This is a genomic window from Streptomyces sp. NBC_01198, from assembly GCF_036010485.1.
Lineage (GTDB): Bacteria > Actinomycetota > Actinomycetes > Streptomycetales > Streptomycetaceae > Actinacidiphila.
The window spans coordinates 6,658,960-6,674,529 of the sequence record NZ_CP108568.1 but is presented as its reverse complement, the minus strand read 5'-3'; the positions used below and the strand labels follow the sequence as shown (position 1 = coordinate 6,674,529).

The window sequence follows — 15,570 nt, the reverse complement described above, 5'->3', positions numbered from 1 at the left end:
AACCGGCGCCCGGAAGCGGCCGCCCTTCTCGCGTGGCGGCCACCGGCGGCCGTTCGGTTCTGCGACGATGCGCGCACGCGTACTTCCCGCACAGGAGGAGCCATGGCCGGCAAGTTCGAGGGAACAGCCGTGATCGACCGCCCCATCGAGGAGGTTTTCGCCTTCCTCGCCGACGGCACCAACGACCCGAAGTTCAGCCCGCGGGTGCAGGAGATCACCAAGACCACCGACGGCCCCACCGCCGTCGGCACGGTCTACGCGAGCACCGTCAAGGACGCCGGCATGACCACCAAGCGCGAGTTCCGGATCACCGAGTTCCAGCACCCGACCAGGATCCGCTGGACGGAGCTGTCCAGGAACACCGTGACCTCGCGGGAGGGCGGTTACGACCTGGAGTCGCTGCCCAGCGGCGGCACGCGGGTCACGATCTTCAACCTCCTTGAGGGCCACGGCGTCGGCAAGCTCCTGGTGGGCCTGGCCCTGATGGGCGCCCGCCGGGACGCACCGGCCTTCGCCGGCCGGATCAAGGCGGCCGTCGAAGCCGGCTGACCCGGCGTCCGGCCGCCCCGCGCAGATCAGTGCGCCCGGGGCGGTCGCCTGACCGCGCGCAGCACCACGAACTTCGGGTCCGACGCCACCACCTCGCAGTTGCCGAACAGCCGCCGCAGCCGCACGTGATAGCCCAGGTGGCGGTTGCCCACCACCCACAGTTCGCCGCCGGGGCGCAGCGCGGCCCGCGCGGTGGCGAACATCCGGCGCGCGCTGCTGTCGCTGGTGGCCCGGTGGGAGTGGAAGGGCGGGTTGTTCAGTACGAGGTCGGCGCTGCCCGCGGGCACGCCCGCCGCGGCGTCGGCGACCAGGAACTCCACGGCCGTGGCCGGATCCGCGTTGTCCCGGAAGGTCGCCTCGGCCGACGCGACCGCCTGGTGCGACTCGTCGGTGAAGACCAGGTGGGACGCCGGGTTGGCGACCGCCGCCGCCGTACCGACGACACCGTTGCCGCAGCCCAGGTCGATCACCCGGTCGGGTCCCTGCCGCCGGGGCAGCTGGGCGAGCAGCAGCCTGGTGCCGACGTCGAGCCGGTCGGCGCAGAAGACGCCGGCGTGGTTGGTGACCGTACGCCCCGACATCGGGCCGATGCCGTCCGGCAGCGCGTAACGCAGCGGCCAGGGACCGGGAGTGCGGGGCAGGCCGGGGTCGGGCGTGCACAGGATCAGCCGGGCCTTGCGGACCGCGAGCGAGGTCACCGTCGGCCCGAGGATCCGCTCGAACAGCGCAAGCGTGGAGGTGTGGATCTCGGTGACCATGCCGGCGCCGACCACGACGGTGTCCCGGTGCACGGCGGGGGCGATCGCGTGCAGCTGGTCCTCGAGCAGCGCCAGGCTCCTGGGCACCCGGACCAGCAGCAGGTCGACGCGTTCCGGTACGCCCTCCCGCGGCGACAGCAGCCGCACCTGGTCCTCGGCGCCGATCCTGCGCAGATTCGCCCGGGTCGCCTGCTGACCGAGGAAGGAGTCGGAGATCTGCACCGGGTGCCGGTCCGCGAGCGCGGTCGCCAGCGCGCCCCAGCGGTCGCCGAGCAGCACGGTCGTACCGCCCCCGGTCGCGCCCCCGGCCGGCGCGGTCTCGGCCACGTGCCGCAGCAGGTAGTCGTCCGCCGCGTCCCACGCCCGCAACTGCTCGCGGGGCTCCGCCGGGTAACGGGTCAGATCGAGGTCGCCCCACGGCGTACTGAATCGGTGCATGATCCCTCAAGCCTAGGCCCTGTCCAGGCCCCACCGATCCGCCCGCCCGACCTGCCCGACCCGCCGATCAGGCCTGCGCCCGCGCGGGGGCGTGGCGTTCGATGCCGGCGGCGAGCAGCGGCGTCTCGCGGCGGCAGCGGTCGCCCGGACGCGCTCATCGCCGGCCTTCCGCGTCGAAGTCGGCGCGGTGGGACCAGGCCGTTTCTTACTGATCGTAACTTGCCGACAGGGAGACACCGTCACGACCGAGGACCGAGACCGTACGACGCAGCAGGCCGGCGGCACCGCGCCGGAGCCGCCTCCCGGCGGGGTGCTGCACGACACGTTCCGGGTGGCACTGCACCTCTCGGTGCCTCCCGGGGAGCCTGAACCACCGACCCCGGCGTCCGGCGGCGGTGGTTCAGGCTCCCCGGCCAACGGGGCCACGTACGAGCACGACCCGTCGGCCCGGCAGGGCGCCGCACAGCCCGACGCGCCATCCCCGACCAGGTCGGGGTGGCGCGTCGGGCGTGCTCCAGGGGTCGGGCCCCGGTCAGCTGCCGGTGGTCGCGGGGGCGGGTGTCTCCGCCAGCGCGCCGGCGGCCTCCGCATGGATGTCCCGCGGTTTGGCGTTCACCTTCCCGAGCAGGAAGAGTGCCAGCAGACCCGCGGCGGCCAGTACGCCGGCCGAGACGCGCAGCACCAGCGTGTACGCGTCGGACGTGACCGCAGGGAGGTTGCCGTCCGCCGCGTGGTCGTTGACGTAGCGCAGGGCGATCGGCACCAGGACCGCGAGGCCCAGGGCCGCACCGATCTGCTGCATCGAGGTCTGCACACCCGAGGCCAGCCCCGAGTCCTGCCCGGTGACCTCGTGCAGGCCGCCGTTGATCAGGACGGGGAAGCCCATGCCGTTGAAGAACGCGAACACGATGAGGCCCGGCATGACCCCGCCCACGTAACTGGCATGGGGGGCGAAGCCGCTGGCGGCGATGAACTGCCCCAGGGCGCTGCCGAAGAAGGCCACCACCACGAGGGGTTTGACGCCGATACGGGGCATCAGCGCGGTGGACAGGCCCATGCCGACACCCGTGGCGAGGGTGAGCGGGATGTAGGCCAGACCCGTCTTGATCGGCGAGTAGTGCAGCACGTGCTGGAGATACAGGGTCGCCACGAAGGCGTAGGTGTAGAACGACGCGAACGACATCATGCTGACGACGTTGCTCGTCACCCGCGTGCGGTTCCTGAAGAACCGCAGCGGGATCAGCGGTTCGGGTGCCCGCGCCTCCCACACGACCGTGACGGCCAGCAGGGCGACGCCGCCGAGCAGCGGCAGCAGCACCCGCGAGGACCCCCACGGCTTGTCGGCCGCCTCCAGCAGGCCGTACACGGCCGCCGTCAGCCCGCCGGTGATCGTGAACGCCCCGACCAGGTCAAGCTGCTGGCTCTCGCGGCGGGCCATCCGGCTCTCCGACATCAGGCGCGGAATCAGCACCAGTGCCAGCAGCACGACGGGCACGTTGATGTAGAAGATCCAGCGCCAGTCGATGTAGTCGGTCACCAGACCGCCGACGACCGAGCCGACGGCCCCGCCGAGCGCCGCCATCCCGCCCCAGATCCCCAGGGCCTTGCCCCGCTCCTTGCTGTCGGTGAACAGCACGGCGATGAGGCCGAGCGCGGCCGGTCCCGCTAGCGCCTCACCGAATCCCTGGAGGAACCGGCCGGTGACCAGCAGGCCGGAGGTGTTCGCGGCGCCGCAGACGACCGAGGAGACACCGAAGACCAGCAGGCCCGCGATGAAGACCCGGCGGCGGCCGAGCAGGTCGGCGATGCGCCCGCCCAGCAGCAGGAACCCGGCGGCGGTCAGCAGGTAGCCGTTGACCACCCAGGCGAGGCCCTCGGTGGAGAAGTTGAGGTCGTCCTGGATGTTGGGGAGCGCGATGTTCACCACGGTGACGTCCAGCATGAGCATGAACTGCACCGCGGTGAGCACGGCCAGGGCCTTCCAGCGCATGGGGTTGCCGCCGGTGTGGCCGTCAGAGATGTCCTGTGGTTCTCGAAGGTTGCTCATGTCCGCTAGCCGACGATGTAGCGCTGGATGGTGGGCGCGACGATCTCGACGATCTGGTCCACGGACGCCGAGGCGATGGGCTGCACGCCGAGGACGTAGCGGAACAGGAACACGCCCCAGAGCTGCGCGGCCGACGAGTTGATCCGCAGCGGATTGATGCCGAGCTTGTCCGCGAGCTCGTCGAGGCTCAGCGGGGCGTCGTTGAGCGCCACGCCCGCCTGCGCGAAGACCTGGGCGGAGAACAGGTTGCCGAACTGCTCCGCGCCCTCCTTGCTGGTGTTGGCCGTACGCAGCGTCTGGATGAGCTTCGGCTGCCACTCGGCGTCCTCGAAGAATTCCAGAGTGAGCCTGACTATCGTCTCGCCGAGCTTGTCGCGCGGCCCGTTGAAAGCCGCCGCTCCGGCCTTCGCAAATGCCTGTCCGTACGCCGTGATGACGGCCGACGACTCTTCCACTTCAATGGCTGTGGACATGCGTGTTCCCCTTCCGGATTCCAAAATGGGATTCTGCCGGGACGGTCACCCGTCCCGCTTGACATCAACTTGCCAGGCGTGCGACGCCGGCCCCGGCGTCAGTTCGGCCTGTCACGCACCATCAGTGCGGTTTGGCCGCGAAGGCGGCCTTCGACGACTCGCGCGCCTTCTGGAAGTAGGCGGCGAGCTTGTAATACGCCTCGCCCGACGGCGTCAGCGCCACGGCGGAGACGAACTCCCGGTCACCGGAATACACCTGGGGTACGCCGGACGCGAACTTCTCGATCCCCGGGTCGGAAGGAGCGGGCAGCTCCTTCGGGTTCTGCGTCTTCACGGAGAAGCAGATCCGCTCGGCGGCCGTCGAGTCCCAGTTGAAGGTGGGATATATGGAGAAGGACCGCTCGACGAACTCCGAGACGGCTGCGTCCGGCTCGGGGAACCCGAACGCGCGCAACACCGAGAGCTTGGCCTCCGTCTCCAGGGCTGCCGCGGCGAAGTACACGTTCAGCGTCCGCTTGGCGTAGTTGAGCCCGATGATCGACACCTTGTCGTCAAGACCCAGTCCCGTCAGCATGTCCACGTACTCGGCAAGGGCAGGCGGTACGGACGGGACGTCGGCGAACTTCGCCAGCGGCGGGAGATCGTCGAGCGGGAAGAAGGCATAGGACTTCTTGAAGCCGCCGACGACTCCGTACTCGACTCCATAACTTGCGATGCCGAAGCGGTCCTGGACTTCCGACAGCAGCGAGCCGACGGGGTGGTCGGTCTCCGTGACAAGGCCTTCCGCCAGTGCGGTGGCATACGGATTCGCCCCCCTGGGCGGCACCGAGAAGTCGAAGTCGAGCTCCCCGCCGTGGCGTTCGCCGCCCGCCATACTGAAAACCAGGTGCGCGTCGGGGAGATCGTCCCCGAACGCCTTCAGGTCCTGCGATATCCGGTCGGGTGAACACGGCACATCCAGGAGCCGGGCCGTTTCTTCTATCGCGGAACAGACCTTGTCCAATCCAATGGCTTCTGGCATAAACTCCTCCGTGAGTCAGCCGGCGTACACGGCGTGCGCCACAAATTTAGCCCACTCCGCTTGGCATCGGCTTGGTGACGAGGAGGCCCTGACTAAGGCTGCTTTCTGTGAAGTGGTGTACGGATTGGACCTGATCCGAGGGCTTGCTCCCGGCGTGCGTTCTAACGGACCCATTGCCCGCCGCGCCGCGCATAGCGGTCCTGGATGAGGGTCATGGCCCCCAGGGGGTCGGCGCGGACCTGCGTGGCGGAGAAGTAGACGTTCCCCCAGACCTCCGGATATCCGGCGCAGAGGTCCAGGTGCCTGAGCAGTTCCCCGGGGTCCTGCCAGGCCGCGGGCTGCGCCGGATCGCCGACCTTGTACAGCGCCTCCCCGATGTGCAGCCGCACCCGGGTGCCGGCGACGACATCGGCCCACCACGGGACGAGCACGCCGTAGTCGGCGGCGGCGAAGCCGACGTTCCAGTAGACCTGCGGCACGATGTAGTCGATCCACTCCCGCCGGACCCAGCCGCGGGTGTCGGCGTGCAGGTCGTCGTAGGTCTGGACGCCCGCGGTGGTGGCCGAACCGAGCGGGTCGGTGGCGGCGTTGCGCCACACGCCGAAGGGGCTGATGCCGAACTGGGTCCGCGGGCGGATGGCCTTGATACGCACGGCGGTCTCGCGCACCAGCAGGTCGGTGTTGTGCCGCCGCCAGGCGTCGCGGTCGGTGAAGCCGGCGCCGTACCGGACGTAGGCGTCGTCGTCGTCGAAGACCTGGCCGGCGACCGGGTAGGGGTAGAAGTAGTCGTCCCAGTGGACCGCGTCGACCGGGTAGCGGCGGACCGCGTCGAGCATCGCGTCCTGCACGAAGCGGCGGACCTCGGGCAGCCCCGGGTTGTAGTACAGCTTGCCGCCGTAGACGACCGTCCACTCCGGGTGCACGCGCGCCGGGTGGGTGGGGGCGAGCAGGCCCGGGTCGGCGCTGTTGGCCACCCGGTAGGGGTTGAACCAGGCGTGCAGTTCCAGGCCGCGGCGGTGTGCCTCGCGCACCGCGGTGCCCAGCGGGTCCCAGCCGGGGTCGCGTCCCTGGACCCCGGTCAGATACACGGCCCACGGCTCGTAGGGCGAGGGCCAGAACGCGTCGGCGGTGGGACGCACCTGGAACATGACCGCGTTCAGCCGCCGCTCGACGGCCAGGTCGAGCAGGTCGATCAGTTCCTGCCGCTGCACGTCGGGCGGCAGGCCCGGGGCGGACGGCCAGTCGGTGTTCGCGACCGTCGCGATCCACATGCCGCGCAGTTCCCGGTGCGGCCGCGGCCGCCCACCACGTCCGGCGCGGGCGCTGCCGGCCGCCGCCTTTGCGGTGGCCGGCGGCAGCGCCGTCGCGGCGGCCATGCCGGCGGCCGCCGCGGTGAGCGCTCTGCGCGAAAGCCTGTCCCTGTCCATTCCTGCCTCCTGACCATGGGTCACCACCGCCCATCCCTGCCCGCCCCGCCCGCCGCCGAACCGGCCGGGGACGGGCGCCCGCCCCCGCCGGCCGGCGCCCCCGGGGATCCCGGGGTCCGCACACCGGTAACGTCTGTCCGGTCAACGGGAAGCTGCGAAGGGCTGGTCGAGTGAGTGACATCGAGCGCGTCGGAGTGGTCGGCGCGGGCCAGATGGGGTCGGGCATCGCCGAGGTGTGCGCGAAGGCAGGGCTCGACGTCCGGGTGGCGGAGACCACGGGCGAGGCGTTGGAGCTGGGCAGGACCAGGCTCACGCACTCGCTCGACAAGGCAGCCGAGCGCGGCAAGATCACCGCGGAGCAGCGCGATGCCGCGCTTGGCCGGCTGAGCTTCACCACCGACCTCGGCGAGTTCGCCGACCGCGATCTGGTGATCGAGGCCGTGGTGGAGAACGAGCAGGTCAAGACCGACATCTTCCGGGTGCTCGACCAGGTGGTGACCCGGGAGGACGCCATCCTGGCCTCCAACACCTCGTCGATCCCGCTGGTCAGGCTGGCGGTGGCGACCTCCCGCCCGGACCATGTGCTGGGCATCCACTTCTTCAACCCGGCGCCCGTGCAGGCGCTGGTCGAGCTGATCCCGGCGCTCACCACCGGCAGCGACACCCTCAAGCGGGCCGAGCACCTCGTCACGGAGGTGCTCGGCAAGCACGCGATCCGGGCCCAGGACCGCTCGGGTTTCGTGGTGAACGCCCTGCTGGTGCCGTATCTGCTGTCCGCGATCCGGATGTACGAGTCGGGCATCGCGACCCGCGAGGACATCGACAACGGCATGGAGATGGGCTGCGCCCACCCGATGGGCCCGCTGAAGCTGTCCGACCTGATCGGCCTCGACACCGTCGCCGCCATCGCCGACTCGATGTACACGGAGTACAAGGAGCCGCTGTACGCCGCCCCGCCGATCCTGCAGCGGATGGTGGACGCCGGGCGGCTCGGCCGTAAGTCGGGCGCGGGCTTCTACCCGTACTGACGGCCGGTGGCCCCGCGGGCTCAGCCGCCGCCGGTCTCCGCCTCGTAGGCCTTGATCACGGTGTCGGTGGGCCCGTCCATCAGCAGCTCGCCCTTCTCCAGCCACAGCACCCGATCGCAGGTGTCGCGGATGGAGTTGTTGTTGTGGCTGACCAGGAAGACGGTGCCGGCCTCCTTGCGCAGCTCCCGGATGCGTTCCTCCGAGCGGCGCTGGAAGGCCCGGTCGCCGGTGGCCAGCGCCTCGTCGATCATCAGCACGTCGTGGTTCTTGGCCGCGGCGATCGAGAAGCGCAGCCGGGCCGCCATGCCGGAGGAGTACGTGCGCATCGGCAGCGAGATGAAGTCGTCCTTCTCGTTGATCCCGGAGAAGTCGACGATCCCCTGGTAGCGCGAGCGCACCTCCTCCTGCGACATGCCCATCGCCAGGCCGCCGAGTACCACGTTGGTGGCGCCGGTGAGGTCGTTCATCAGTGCCGCGTTCACGCCGAGCAGCGACGGCTGGCCGTCGGTGTAGACCCGGCCGCGGTCCGGCGGGAGCAGGCCCGCGATGGCCTTGAGCAGGGTGGATTTGCCCGAGCCGTTCGAGCCGATGATGCCGATGGCCTCGCCGCGGTAGGCGGTGAAGCTCACGCCCTTGACCGCGTGCACGTCGTGCACGCTGGGCGAGCCCTGCCGCAGCACCATGCGGCGCAGCGCGGCGGTGGCGCTGCCGTGGCCGGCGCCCGCGGCGTAGATCCGGTAGACGACATGCAGGCCGTCGACCACGACGGTCGGCACGCCCGGCGGCAGCGCGGGCCGCGCCGCGGTCTCCCGCTGGGCCTGCGACTGCTCTGCGGCCTCTCCTGCGGACTGTTCAGCCACGTCCGTACTCCTCCTCGGACGACCAGAAGAACGTGTATCCCGCACACCCCGCCACCGTCGCCCAGATCAGCGCGAGCGGCCACACGTGCGCCGGCAGTCGGCCGGGGGTGACGCTGTCGATCAGGGCGTAGCGCATCAGCGCGACGTAGACCTGTGCCGGGTTGGCGTCCAGCGCCAGCGCCACCGGGTGCGGGACGCGTGCGGTGATCCGGGAGAGGTCGTAGAAGATCCCGGACGCGTACATCCAGCTGCGGACCGCGAAGGGCAGCAGCTGGGCGAAGTCGGTGGTGCGGGCGCCGATGCGGGCCACGGCCAGCGCGCATCCGGCGGTGAAGACGGTCTGCAGCGCCAGCGCGGGCACCGCGAGCAGCCAGCGGACGGTGACCGGCACGCCGCTCACCACGATGATCACCGCGAGCACCCCGAGGGACAGCAGCAGCTGCCGCAGCTGCATCAGGGTGACGGCCAGCGGCAGCCCGGCGCGCGGGAAGTGCAGGGCTCTGACCAGCCCGATGTTGTCGGTCAGCGAACGGGCACCGGCCAGCACCGCCGACTGGGTGAAGGTGAAGACGAAGATCCCCGTGCACAGGAAGGGGATGTAGTCGGGCACTCCGCGGCCGGATCCGAGCAGCGCGCCGAAGATCAGGAAGTAGACCGCGGCGTTCAGCAGCGGCGTCCCGACCTGCCACAGCTGGCCGAGCCTGGCCTGGGTGTACGGGGCGGCGGTGCGCGCCCTGGCGAACTCGTCGATGAAGTGCCGGCGGCCCCACAGCCGCCTGGTGTACTCCACCAGGGTGGGCCGGGCGCCGCTGACGCTGAGCCCATGGGCGGCAGCGAGGGCGGCGAGGGGGGTGGGAGCGGGCATGGGCGACCTCCGTGAGTACGACGGAACGGGTCCGTATCGTCGCGTCGACCCTAACGGCCGCACGCGCCGGAACGCAACCGTTCCGTCGCGATAGGCTCGCCCGCATGACCGCAGCCGATCCCGCTCCCCGCAGGCCCCCCGCGGGCGCCGCCGTCCTCCGGACCGACGTCACCGAGGCGATCAGGGCCGCGGTCCTCGCGGAACTCGCGGAGGTCGGCTACGCGCGGATGTCCATGGAGGGCATCGCCCGCCGGGCGGGCGTGGGCAAGGCCGCGGTCTACCGGCGCTGGCACTCGAAGCTGCCGCTGGTCCTGGACGTGGTGCCCGCGCTGGCCGCGCAGGGCCTGCCAGTGCCGGACAGCGGGTCCCTGCTCGGGGACGTACGCGCCATGCTCGACGTCAGCGCGCGGGCGCTGCGGCATCCGCTGGTCGCGCAGATCCTTCCCGACCTGCTGGCCGAGGCCGCCCGCAGCCCCGAGCTCGCCCAGGCGCTGCACAACGCCCTGCGGGAGGCGCACGGCGGGATCGTCGCCGCCGTGCTCGGGCAGGCCGCCGCCCGCGGCGAGATCCCCGCCGGTACGGATCCCGCTCTCGCCGTCGACCTGCTGGCCGGCCCCCTCTACTGGCGGCAGGCCGTCCTCGGCGGCACCTACAGCCCGGCCGGGCTGGACGCGCTGGCGTCGGCCACCGTCGCCGCGCTGGCGTCCGGCTGACGGGACGGCGGCGACGTCACCCGACCGCGGATCGCCGCGGCCTGCGGGGCGCGGCTCAGCACGAGGAGAGCGACGTCGTCGGCGCCGCGGCCGCCGGTGTGGTCGACTATCTCCGCGCGTAGCCTGGCGGCGACCTCGGGTCCGCACACCCGGGAGGCCGCCAGCGCGGCCAGCGTGTCGGGCAGCGGGAAGAACCGGCCGGCCCGGTCGCGCGCGTCCTCCACGCCGTCGGTGTAGAGGAGCAGTCCCTCCCCCGGGTCCAGCCTGCCGTGGCACACGGAGACCTCCGTACGCAGCGGGTCGAAGAGGCCCAGCGGCGGCAGCGGCTCGCCCAGCGCCAGCTGGCCGCTCCGCGGCCCCAGGAGATACGGCGGCGGGTGGCCGCAGTTGACCGCCAGCAGGTCGCCGTCCTCGGCGAGCTGCACCAGCTGGACGGTGGCGAACTCCTCCGCGGTCACGTCCTCGCCGGGCGCGCGCCCGCTCAGGTGGCGGTGCATGGCACCGTCCAGGCGGTGCACCACGCCGGACAGCTCCGCCTCGTGGTGCGCGGCCTCCCGGAAACTGCCCAGCAGCGCCGCGACCAGGCCGATCGCGGGCAGGCCGTGCCCCCGCGCGTCCCCGATCAGCGCGCGCACCCCGAACGGGGTGGCCAGCACCTCGTAGAAGTCGCCGCCGACCCTGGCGCCGTGGCTCGCCGACAGGTACTCGCCGCTCACCGCGACGCCGCCCACCTCCTGCGGCAGCGGCCGCAGCAGGACGTGCTGCGCGGCGACCGCGATCTCCCGGGTCCTGGCCAGCTCGGCGGACATGGTGCTGCGGCGGCCCGCGATGGACATGCCCGCGGCTATCACGGCCAGCACGGTGCAGGCGGCGCCGGCCGCCGGGCCCGAGATGCCGACGGAGTCGTCGGCGAGGTCGGTGCACAGCGCTGCCAGCGCGAGGGTGCCGCTGGCCAGGACGGCCCGGCGGCGCGCGCCGCTCGCGGCGCTCAGCGCCGGGGTCACCGCGAGGGCGGGCAGCACGTCGGTGCCGTGCGGCACCTGCCAGGCGAGGATGCCGGTGGCGGCGACCCAGGCCGCGCACAAGGGCACCCAGCACGTGCGGCTTCTGCGGCTCAGGCCGCGGATGGTTCGCATCAGGCTCATGCGGCCGGCTCCCCTTTGCGGCTCTTCGCGTCCCCCCGATTCTTACCGGGCGGCTCGGCGCCGCGCCCATCGCGTTCGGACGGGTCACCCGATCGAGCGAATTCCCTCCGGGGATGCGCCGAATTTCCCCCTCCCGCCGGCCGCCCGCCGGCCGCCCGCCGGCCGCCCTGTCGTGGCTGGTCGCGCCGTTCCCCGCGCCCCTGAGGGGTTGCCACTTGCTGTGGCGTTGCTGCCCTTGCCGCCGTCGTGGCTTGGCGCGCAGTTCCTCGCGCCCCTGGCGGGGCGTCTGCCGTCGCCGAAGGGTGGCGGCGGCCTCTCTGGCGCGGAGGGCAAGCCATCAGGGGCGCGGGGAACTGCGCGCTCAGCCACCGGCGACCGACAGGTACAGGACGGCAGCCACCACCCCGGGGGCGCGGGGAACTGCGCGCTCAGGCACGACTGTGGCGCAGGGGGCCGGGGAGGGGGTCGTCCCCCTCCCCGGGGGGTGGGGTCAGGCGCCGCGGAGGGTGGCGTTCGTACGGCGCGTCGCCGAGGCGATGGCCGCGTCACGCGCCCCGGACGCCTCCTCCGCGGTCAGCGTGCGGTCGGCCGCGCGGAAGCGCAGCGCGTACGCCAGGGACTTGCGGCCCTCGCCGATCTGCGGGCCGGTGAAGATGTCGAAGAGGCGGGCCGATTCGAGCAGTTCACCCGCTCCCGCGCGCAGCGCCTCCTCGACCTCGGCGGCCGGCACGTCCGCGGCGACCACCAGGGCGACGTCCTGCGTGGCGACGGGGAAGGTCGAGACCCGCGGCCCGCCGGCGCGTTCGCCGCCGGCCCGTTCGACCAGGTCCAGGTCGATCTCCATGGCGCTGGTCCGCTCGGGCACCCCGAAGGCCTTGGTGACCCTCGGGTGCAGTTCCCCGGCGTGGCCGACGACCTGCTCGCCGGCCAGCAGGACGGCGCACCGCCCGGGGTGGAAGGGCGCGTAACGCCCGGCCCGTACGGTCAGGGTGACGCCCGCCTCGCGGGCGACGGTCCGCGCGGCCTCGATCGCGTCGGCCCAGGTCGCGGGGTGGCCGGCGCCCCACCAGCCGGGGAGTTCGCGCGCTCCGGCCAGCACCGTGCCGACCCGCAGGGGCTGTTCGGGCAGCGCGGCCTGCAGCGCGCTGATCTCCTCGTCGGTGGGCCGCCGGTCGACCGGCAGCCGCGGCGGCACTGTCTGCTCGCCGGTGGGCAGGAAGACCAGGCCCGTCTCGAAGAGGGCCAGGTCGTGCGCGCCCCGCCCCGCGTTGCGGCGCAGCGTGCCGAGCAGCCCGGGCAGCAGCGTGGTGCGCAGCGCCGGCTCGGTGTCGTCCAGCGGGTTGGCGAGCCGTACCGTACGGCGCCGCTCGTCGTCCTCGTCCAGGCCGAGCTGGTCGAAGGACTCCGCGCCGAGGAAGGGGTAGCTGGGCGCCTCGACGTAGCCGGCGCCGGCCAGTGCGCGGCCGACGCGGCGGTGCAGCCGCTGCGACTCGGTCAGGCCGCGCCCTGCGGGCGGCTGCGGCAGGGTCGACGGCAGGTTCTCGTAGCCTTCGAGCCTGATGACCTCTTCGGCCAGGTCGTTGGGGTAGCTGAGGTCGGGGCGCCAGGACGGCACGGTGACGGCCAGCTCGTCGCCGCCCAGCACGTCGCAGCCGATCTCCTGGAGGCGGCGTACGACGGTCTCCCGGCCGTATTCGGTGCCGGCCACCCGGTCGGGGTGGTCGGCGCGCATCGCGATGACGCGCGGCTCGGACGGCGCGACGATCTCGGTGACGCCGGGCTCCGCGGTGCCGCCGGCCAGGCCGACCAGCAGGTCGACGGTGCGCTGGGCGGCGGCGGAGGTGGTGAGCGGGTCGGTGCCGCGTTCGAAGCGGCGGGACGCCTCGGAGCCGAGCTTGTGCCGCCGGGAGGTGCGCGCGATCGGGATCGGCGCGAAGTGCGCGGCCTCGATGACGACGTCGGTCGAACCGCCGTCGGCGATCTCGGTGTGCGCGCCGCCCATCACGCCGGCCAGCCCGATGGGGCCGGACTCGTCGGTGATGACCAGGTCCTCGGGGTCGAGGACGCGTTCTGCGCCGTCCAGGGTGGTCAGCTTCTCGCCGGGCTGTGCGCGGCGTACGCCGATCGGTCCGTCGAGCCGCGACCGGTCGTAGGCGTGCAGCGGCTGGCCCAGCTCGAACATCACGTAGTTGGTGACGTCGACGGTGAGCGAGATGGGCCGCATGCCGACCTTCTGCAGCCGCCGCTGGAGCCAGATCGGCGAGTGGGCCTCGGGGTCGAGACCGGTGACCGTGCGGGCGGTGAAGCGGTCGCAGCCGGCCGGGTCGGCGATCCGTACCGGGTAGCCCTCGCCGTTGTGCGCGGGCACGTCGAGCAGCGCGGGGTCGCGCAGCGGCACCCCGTAGGCGATGGCGGCCTCGCGGGCCACCCCGCGCAGCGACAGGGCGTAGCCGCGGTCGGGGGTGACCGCGATGTCCAGCACCTCGTCGACCAGTTCGAGCAGCTCGACCGCGTCGGTGCCGGGCTCGGAGCCGGGCGGCAGCACGATGATGCCGTCGTGGTCGTCGCCCATGCCCAGCTCGCGGGCGGAGCAGATCATGCCGTGCGAGGTGTGGCCGTAGGTCTTGCGGGCCGAGATCTGGAAGTCGCCAGGCAGCACGCCGCCGGGCAGGATCACCACGACGTCGTCGCCGACGGCGAAGTTGCGGGCGCCGCAGACGATCTCCTGCGGCTCGCCGCTGCCGTTGGCGTCGGCGACGTCGACGGTGCAGAAGCGGATCGGCTTCTTGAAGCCCTCCAGCTCCTCGACGGTCAGCACCCGGCCGACGACCAGCGGGCCCTTGAGGCCGGCGCCGAGCTGCTCGACGGTCTCGACCTCCAGGCCGGCGGAAATGAGCTTGGCCTGGACGTCGCGGCCGGTGACTCCGGCGGGCAGGTCGACGTACTCCCGCAGCCAAGAAAGCGGGACCCGCATCAGATCTCCATCCCGAACGGGAGGGTGAAGCGCACGTCACCCTCGACGATGTCTCGCATGTCCTCGACGTTGTGGCGGAACATCAGCATCCGCTCGATGCCGAAGCCGAACGCGAAGCCGCTGTACTTCTCCGGGTCGACACCGCAGGCGGTGAGCACCCGGGGGTTGACGACACCGCAGCCGCCCAGCTCGATCCAGCCCTCGGAGGAGCAGGTACGGCAGGGGCGGTCGGGGTTCCCCACCGAGGCGCCGCGGCAGACGTAGCAGAGCATGTCCATCTCGGCGGAAGGCTCGGTGAAGGGGAAGTGGTTGGGCCGCAGCCGGGTGGTCATGCCCTCGCCGAACAGCGAGACCACCATGTGGTCAAGCGTGCCCTTGAGGTCGGCCATGGTCAGGCCCTCGTCCACCGCGAGCAGTTCGACCTGTGCGAAGACCGGGGTGTGGGTGGCGTCCAGCTCGTCGGAGCGGTAGACGCGGCCCGGCGCGATCACGTACACGGGCAGCTCGCGCTCCAGCAGGGCGCGGACCTGCACCGGCGAGGTGTGGGTGCGCAGCACGACGCCGGATTCGCTGCTGCCGCCGGGGCCCTCGACGAAGAAGGTGTCCTGGGTCTCGCGGGCCGGGTGGTCGGGGGGGAAGTTCAGCGCGTCGAAGTTGAACCACTCGGCCTCGACCTCGGGGCCCTCGGCGACCTCGTAGCCCATGGCCACGAAGATGTCCTCGATGCGCTCCGACAGCGTGGTGAGCGGGTGCCGGGCGCCGGCCGGGCGGCGGTCGTAGGGCAGCGTGACGTCGACGGCCTCCTCGACCAGCACCCGCGCGTCGCGGTCCGCCTCCAGTTCCGCCTGCCGGGCGGCCAGCGCCTGGTTGACCGCGCCGCGGGCCTGGCCCACCCGCTTGCCCGCCTCGGCCTTGGCCTGCGGGGGCAGGGCGCCGATCTCGCGGTTGGCCAGCGCCAGCGGCGAGCCGCCGCCGGTGTGCGCGGTCTTCACGTGCGCGAGCGCTTCGAGGTCGCCGGCGGCCGCGATGGCGGCGAGTGCGTCGGTGCGCATCCGCTCGATCGCGTCGGGCTTGAGCGCCTCGACCTCGACAGGGTCGTACGACTTATTCGGTGCCGACATCTCTTCCCGTTCCGAAATGGATGATGTGGGGGCGCCTCGCGCGCCGACCTTCCGGTGGAGGCTCTGCCCGACCGGACACATGCCAGGGCACGAGTCTACTGGGGCCGCGAGGACCGGCGGTTTACGGTGAGCCCGACCGGGGCCTGCGCGG

At 72.3% G+C, this 15,570-nt stretch carries 13 protein-coding genes; 3 read left to right on the top strand and 10 right to left on the bottom strand.

Going from position 1 to position 15,570, the window contains the following annotated elements; all coding sequences use genetic code 11:
• The first annotated feature begins 102 nt into the window (after window positions 1–102).
• Window positions 103–549 (top strand): SRPBCC family protein, encoded by a 447-nt coding sequence (locus OG702_RS29675; protein WP_327292013.1) that lies wholly within the window; start codon window positions 103–105, stop codon window positions 547–549.
• Window positions 550–575: 26 nt separating this feature from the next.
• Here the strand turns inward: OG702_RS29675 and OG702_RS29670 are convergent, their stop codons facing one another.
• The 5 genes from OG702_RS29670 to OG702_RS29650 form a co-directional block, all read right to left on the bottom strand.
• Entirely contained in the window at window positions 576–1,745 is a 1,170-nt protein-coding gene (locus tag OG702_RS29670; RefSeq protein WP_327292012.1) for a methyltransferase, read from the bottom strand.
• Window positions 1,746–2,277: 532 nt separating this feature from the next.
• Window positions 2,278–3,792, bottom strand: a complete 1,515-nt coding sequence (locus OG702_RS29665; protein ID WP_327292011.1) for an MFS transporter — start codon at window positions 3,790–3,792, stop codon at window positions 2,278–2,280.
• 5 nt (window positions 3,793–3,797) lie between these two features.
• On the bottom strand, window positions 3,798–4,265 hold the full coding sequence (locus OG702_RS29660; protein ID WP_327292010.1) for a TetR/AcrR family transcriptional regulator: 468 nt from the start codon (window positions 4,263–4,265) through the stop codon (window positions 3,798–3,800).
• Window positions 4,266–4,386: 121 nt separating this feature from the next.
• On the bottom strand, window positions 4,387–5,286 hold the full coding sequence (locus OG702_RS29655; protein WP_327292009.1) for an aromatic prenyltransferase: 900 nt from the start codon (window positions 5,284–5,286) through the stop codon (window positions 4,387–4,389).
• A gap of 161 nt (window positions 5,287–5,447) precedes the next feature.
• Window positions 5,448–6,713: a glycoside hydrolase family 10 protein gene (locus tag OG702_RS29650; protein ID WP_327292008.1), complete on the bottom strand. Its 1,266-nt coding sequence runs from the start codon at window positions 6,711–6,713 to the stop codon at window positions 5,448–5,450.
• A 170-nt stretch (window positions 6,714–6,883) separates the two neighbouring features.
• Between OG702_RS29650 and OG702_RS29645 the strand changes: the two genes are divergently transcribed.
• Window positions 6,884–7,741, top strand: a complete 858-nt coding sequence (locus OG702_RS29645) for a 3-hydroxybutyryl-CoA dehydrogenase (protein WP_327292007.1) — start codon at window positions 6,884–6,886, stop codon at window positions 7,739–7,741.
• A gap of 20 nt (window positions 7,742–7,761) precedes the next feature.
• Here the strand turns inward: OG702_RS29645 and OG702_RS29640 are convergent, their stop codons facing one another.
• Window positions 7,762–8,601 carry an ABC transporter ATP-binding protein gene (locus tag OG702_RS29640; RefSeq protein WP_327292006.1) on the bottom strand — a complete coding sequence of 280 codons (840 nt, stop codon included), beginning with the start codon at window positions 8,599–8,601 and terminating at the stop codon, window positions 7,762–7,764.
• Window positions 8,594–9,466 (bottom strand): ABC transporter permease, encoded by an 873-nt coding sequence (locus tag OG702_RS29635; protein WP_327292005.1) that lies wholly within the window; start codon window positions 9,464–9,466, stop codon window positions 8,594–8,596. Before OG702_RS29635 ends, OG702_RS29640 begins: the two co-directional genes overlap by 8 nt.
• Window positions 9,467–9,570: 104 nt before the next feature.
• Between OG702_RS29635 and OG702_RS29630 the strand changes: the two genes are divergently transcribed.
• Window positions 9,571–10,179: a TetR/AcrR family transcriptional regulator gene (locus OG702_RS29630; RefSeq protein ID WP_327292004.1), complete on the top strand. Its 609-nt coding sequence runs from the start codon at window positions 9,571–9,573 to the stop codon at window positions 10,177–10,179.
• On the opposite strand, the gene OG702_RS29625 is transcribed toward OG702_RS29630, so the two are convergent.
• The 3 genes from OG702_RS29625 to pheS form a co-directional block, all read right to left on the bottom strand.
• Window positions 10,116–11,324, bottom strand: a complete 1,209-nt coding sequence (locus tag OG702_RS29625) for a PP2C family protein-serine/threonine phosphatase (RefSeq protein ID WP_327292003.1) — start codon at window positions 11,322–11,324, stop codon at window positions 10,116–10,118. The genes OG702_RS29630 and OG702_RS29625 overlap by 64 nt on opposite strands.
• 490 nt (window positions 11,325–11,814) lie before the next feature.
• Window positions 11,815–14,298 carry a phenylalanine--tRNA ligase subunit beta gene (pheT, locus tag OG702_RS29620; protein ID WP_327292002.1) on the bottom strand — a complete coding sequence of 828 codons (2,484 nt, stop codon included), beginning with the start codon at window positions 14,296–14,298 and terminating at the stop codon, window positions 11,815–11,817.
• Window positions 14,298–15,419 (bottom strand): phenylalanine--tRNA ligase subunit alpha, encoded by a 1,122-nt coding sequence (pheS, locus tag OG702_RS29615; protein ID WP_327292001.1) that lies wholly within the window; start codon window positions 15,417–15,419, stop codon window positions 14,298–14,300. The genes pheT and pheS overlap by 1 nt, the downstream gene beginning before the upstream one ends.
• Window positions 15,420–15,570 lie beyond the last annotated feature (151 nt).

Coding starts and splice junctions, on each gene's coding strand:
- OG702_RS29670 (WP_327292012.1), bottom strand. CDS start 1,745: ATGCACCGATTCAGTACGCCGTGGGGCGACCTCGATCTGACCCGTTAC.
- OG702_RS29630 (WP_327292004.1), top strand. CDS start 9,571: ATGACCGCAGCCGATCCCGCTCCCCGCAGGCCCCCCGCGGGCGCCGCC.
- OG702_RS29655 (WP_327292009.1), bottom strand. CDS start 5,286: ATGCCAGAAGCCATTGGATTGGACAAGGTCTGTTCCGCGATAGAAGAA.
- OG702_RS29675 (WP_327292013.1), top strand. CDS start 103: ATGGCCGGCAAGTTCGAGGGAACAGCCGTGATCGACCGCCCCATCGAG.
- OG702_RS29660 (WP_327292010.1), bottom strand. CDS start 4,265: ATGTCCACAGCCATTGAAGTGGAAGAGTCGTCGGCCGTCATCACGGCG.
- pheT (WP_327292002.1), bottom strand. CDS start 14,298: ATGCGGGTCCCGCTTTCTTGGCTGCGGGAGTACGTCGACCTGCCCGCC.
- OG702_RS29625 (WP_327292003.1), bottom strand. CDS start 11,324: ATGAGCCTGATGCGAACCATCCGCGGCCTGAGCCGCAGAAGCCGCACG.
- OG702_RS29635 (WP_327292005.1), bottom strand. CDS start 9,466: ATGCCCGCTCCCACCCCCCTCGCCGCCCTCGCTGCCGCCCATGGGCTC.
- OG702_RS29665 (WP_327292011.1), bottom strand. CDS start 3,792: ATGAGCAACCTTCGAGAACCACAGGACATCTCTGACGGCCACACCGGC.
- pheS (WP_327292001.1), bottom strand. CDS start 15,419: ATGTCGGCACCGAATAAGTCGTACGACCCTGTCGAGGTCGAGGCGCTC.
- OG702_RS29650 (WP_327292008.1), bottom strand. CDS start 6,713: ATGGACAGGGACAGGCTTTCGCGCAGAGCGCTCACCGCGGCGGCCGCC.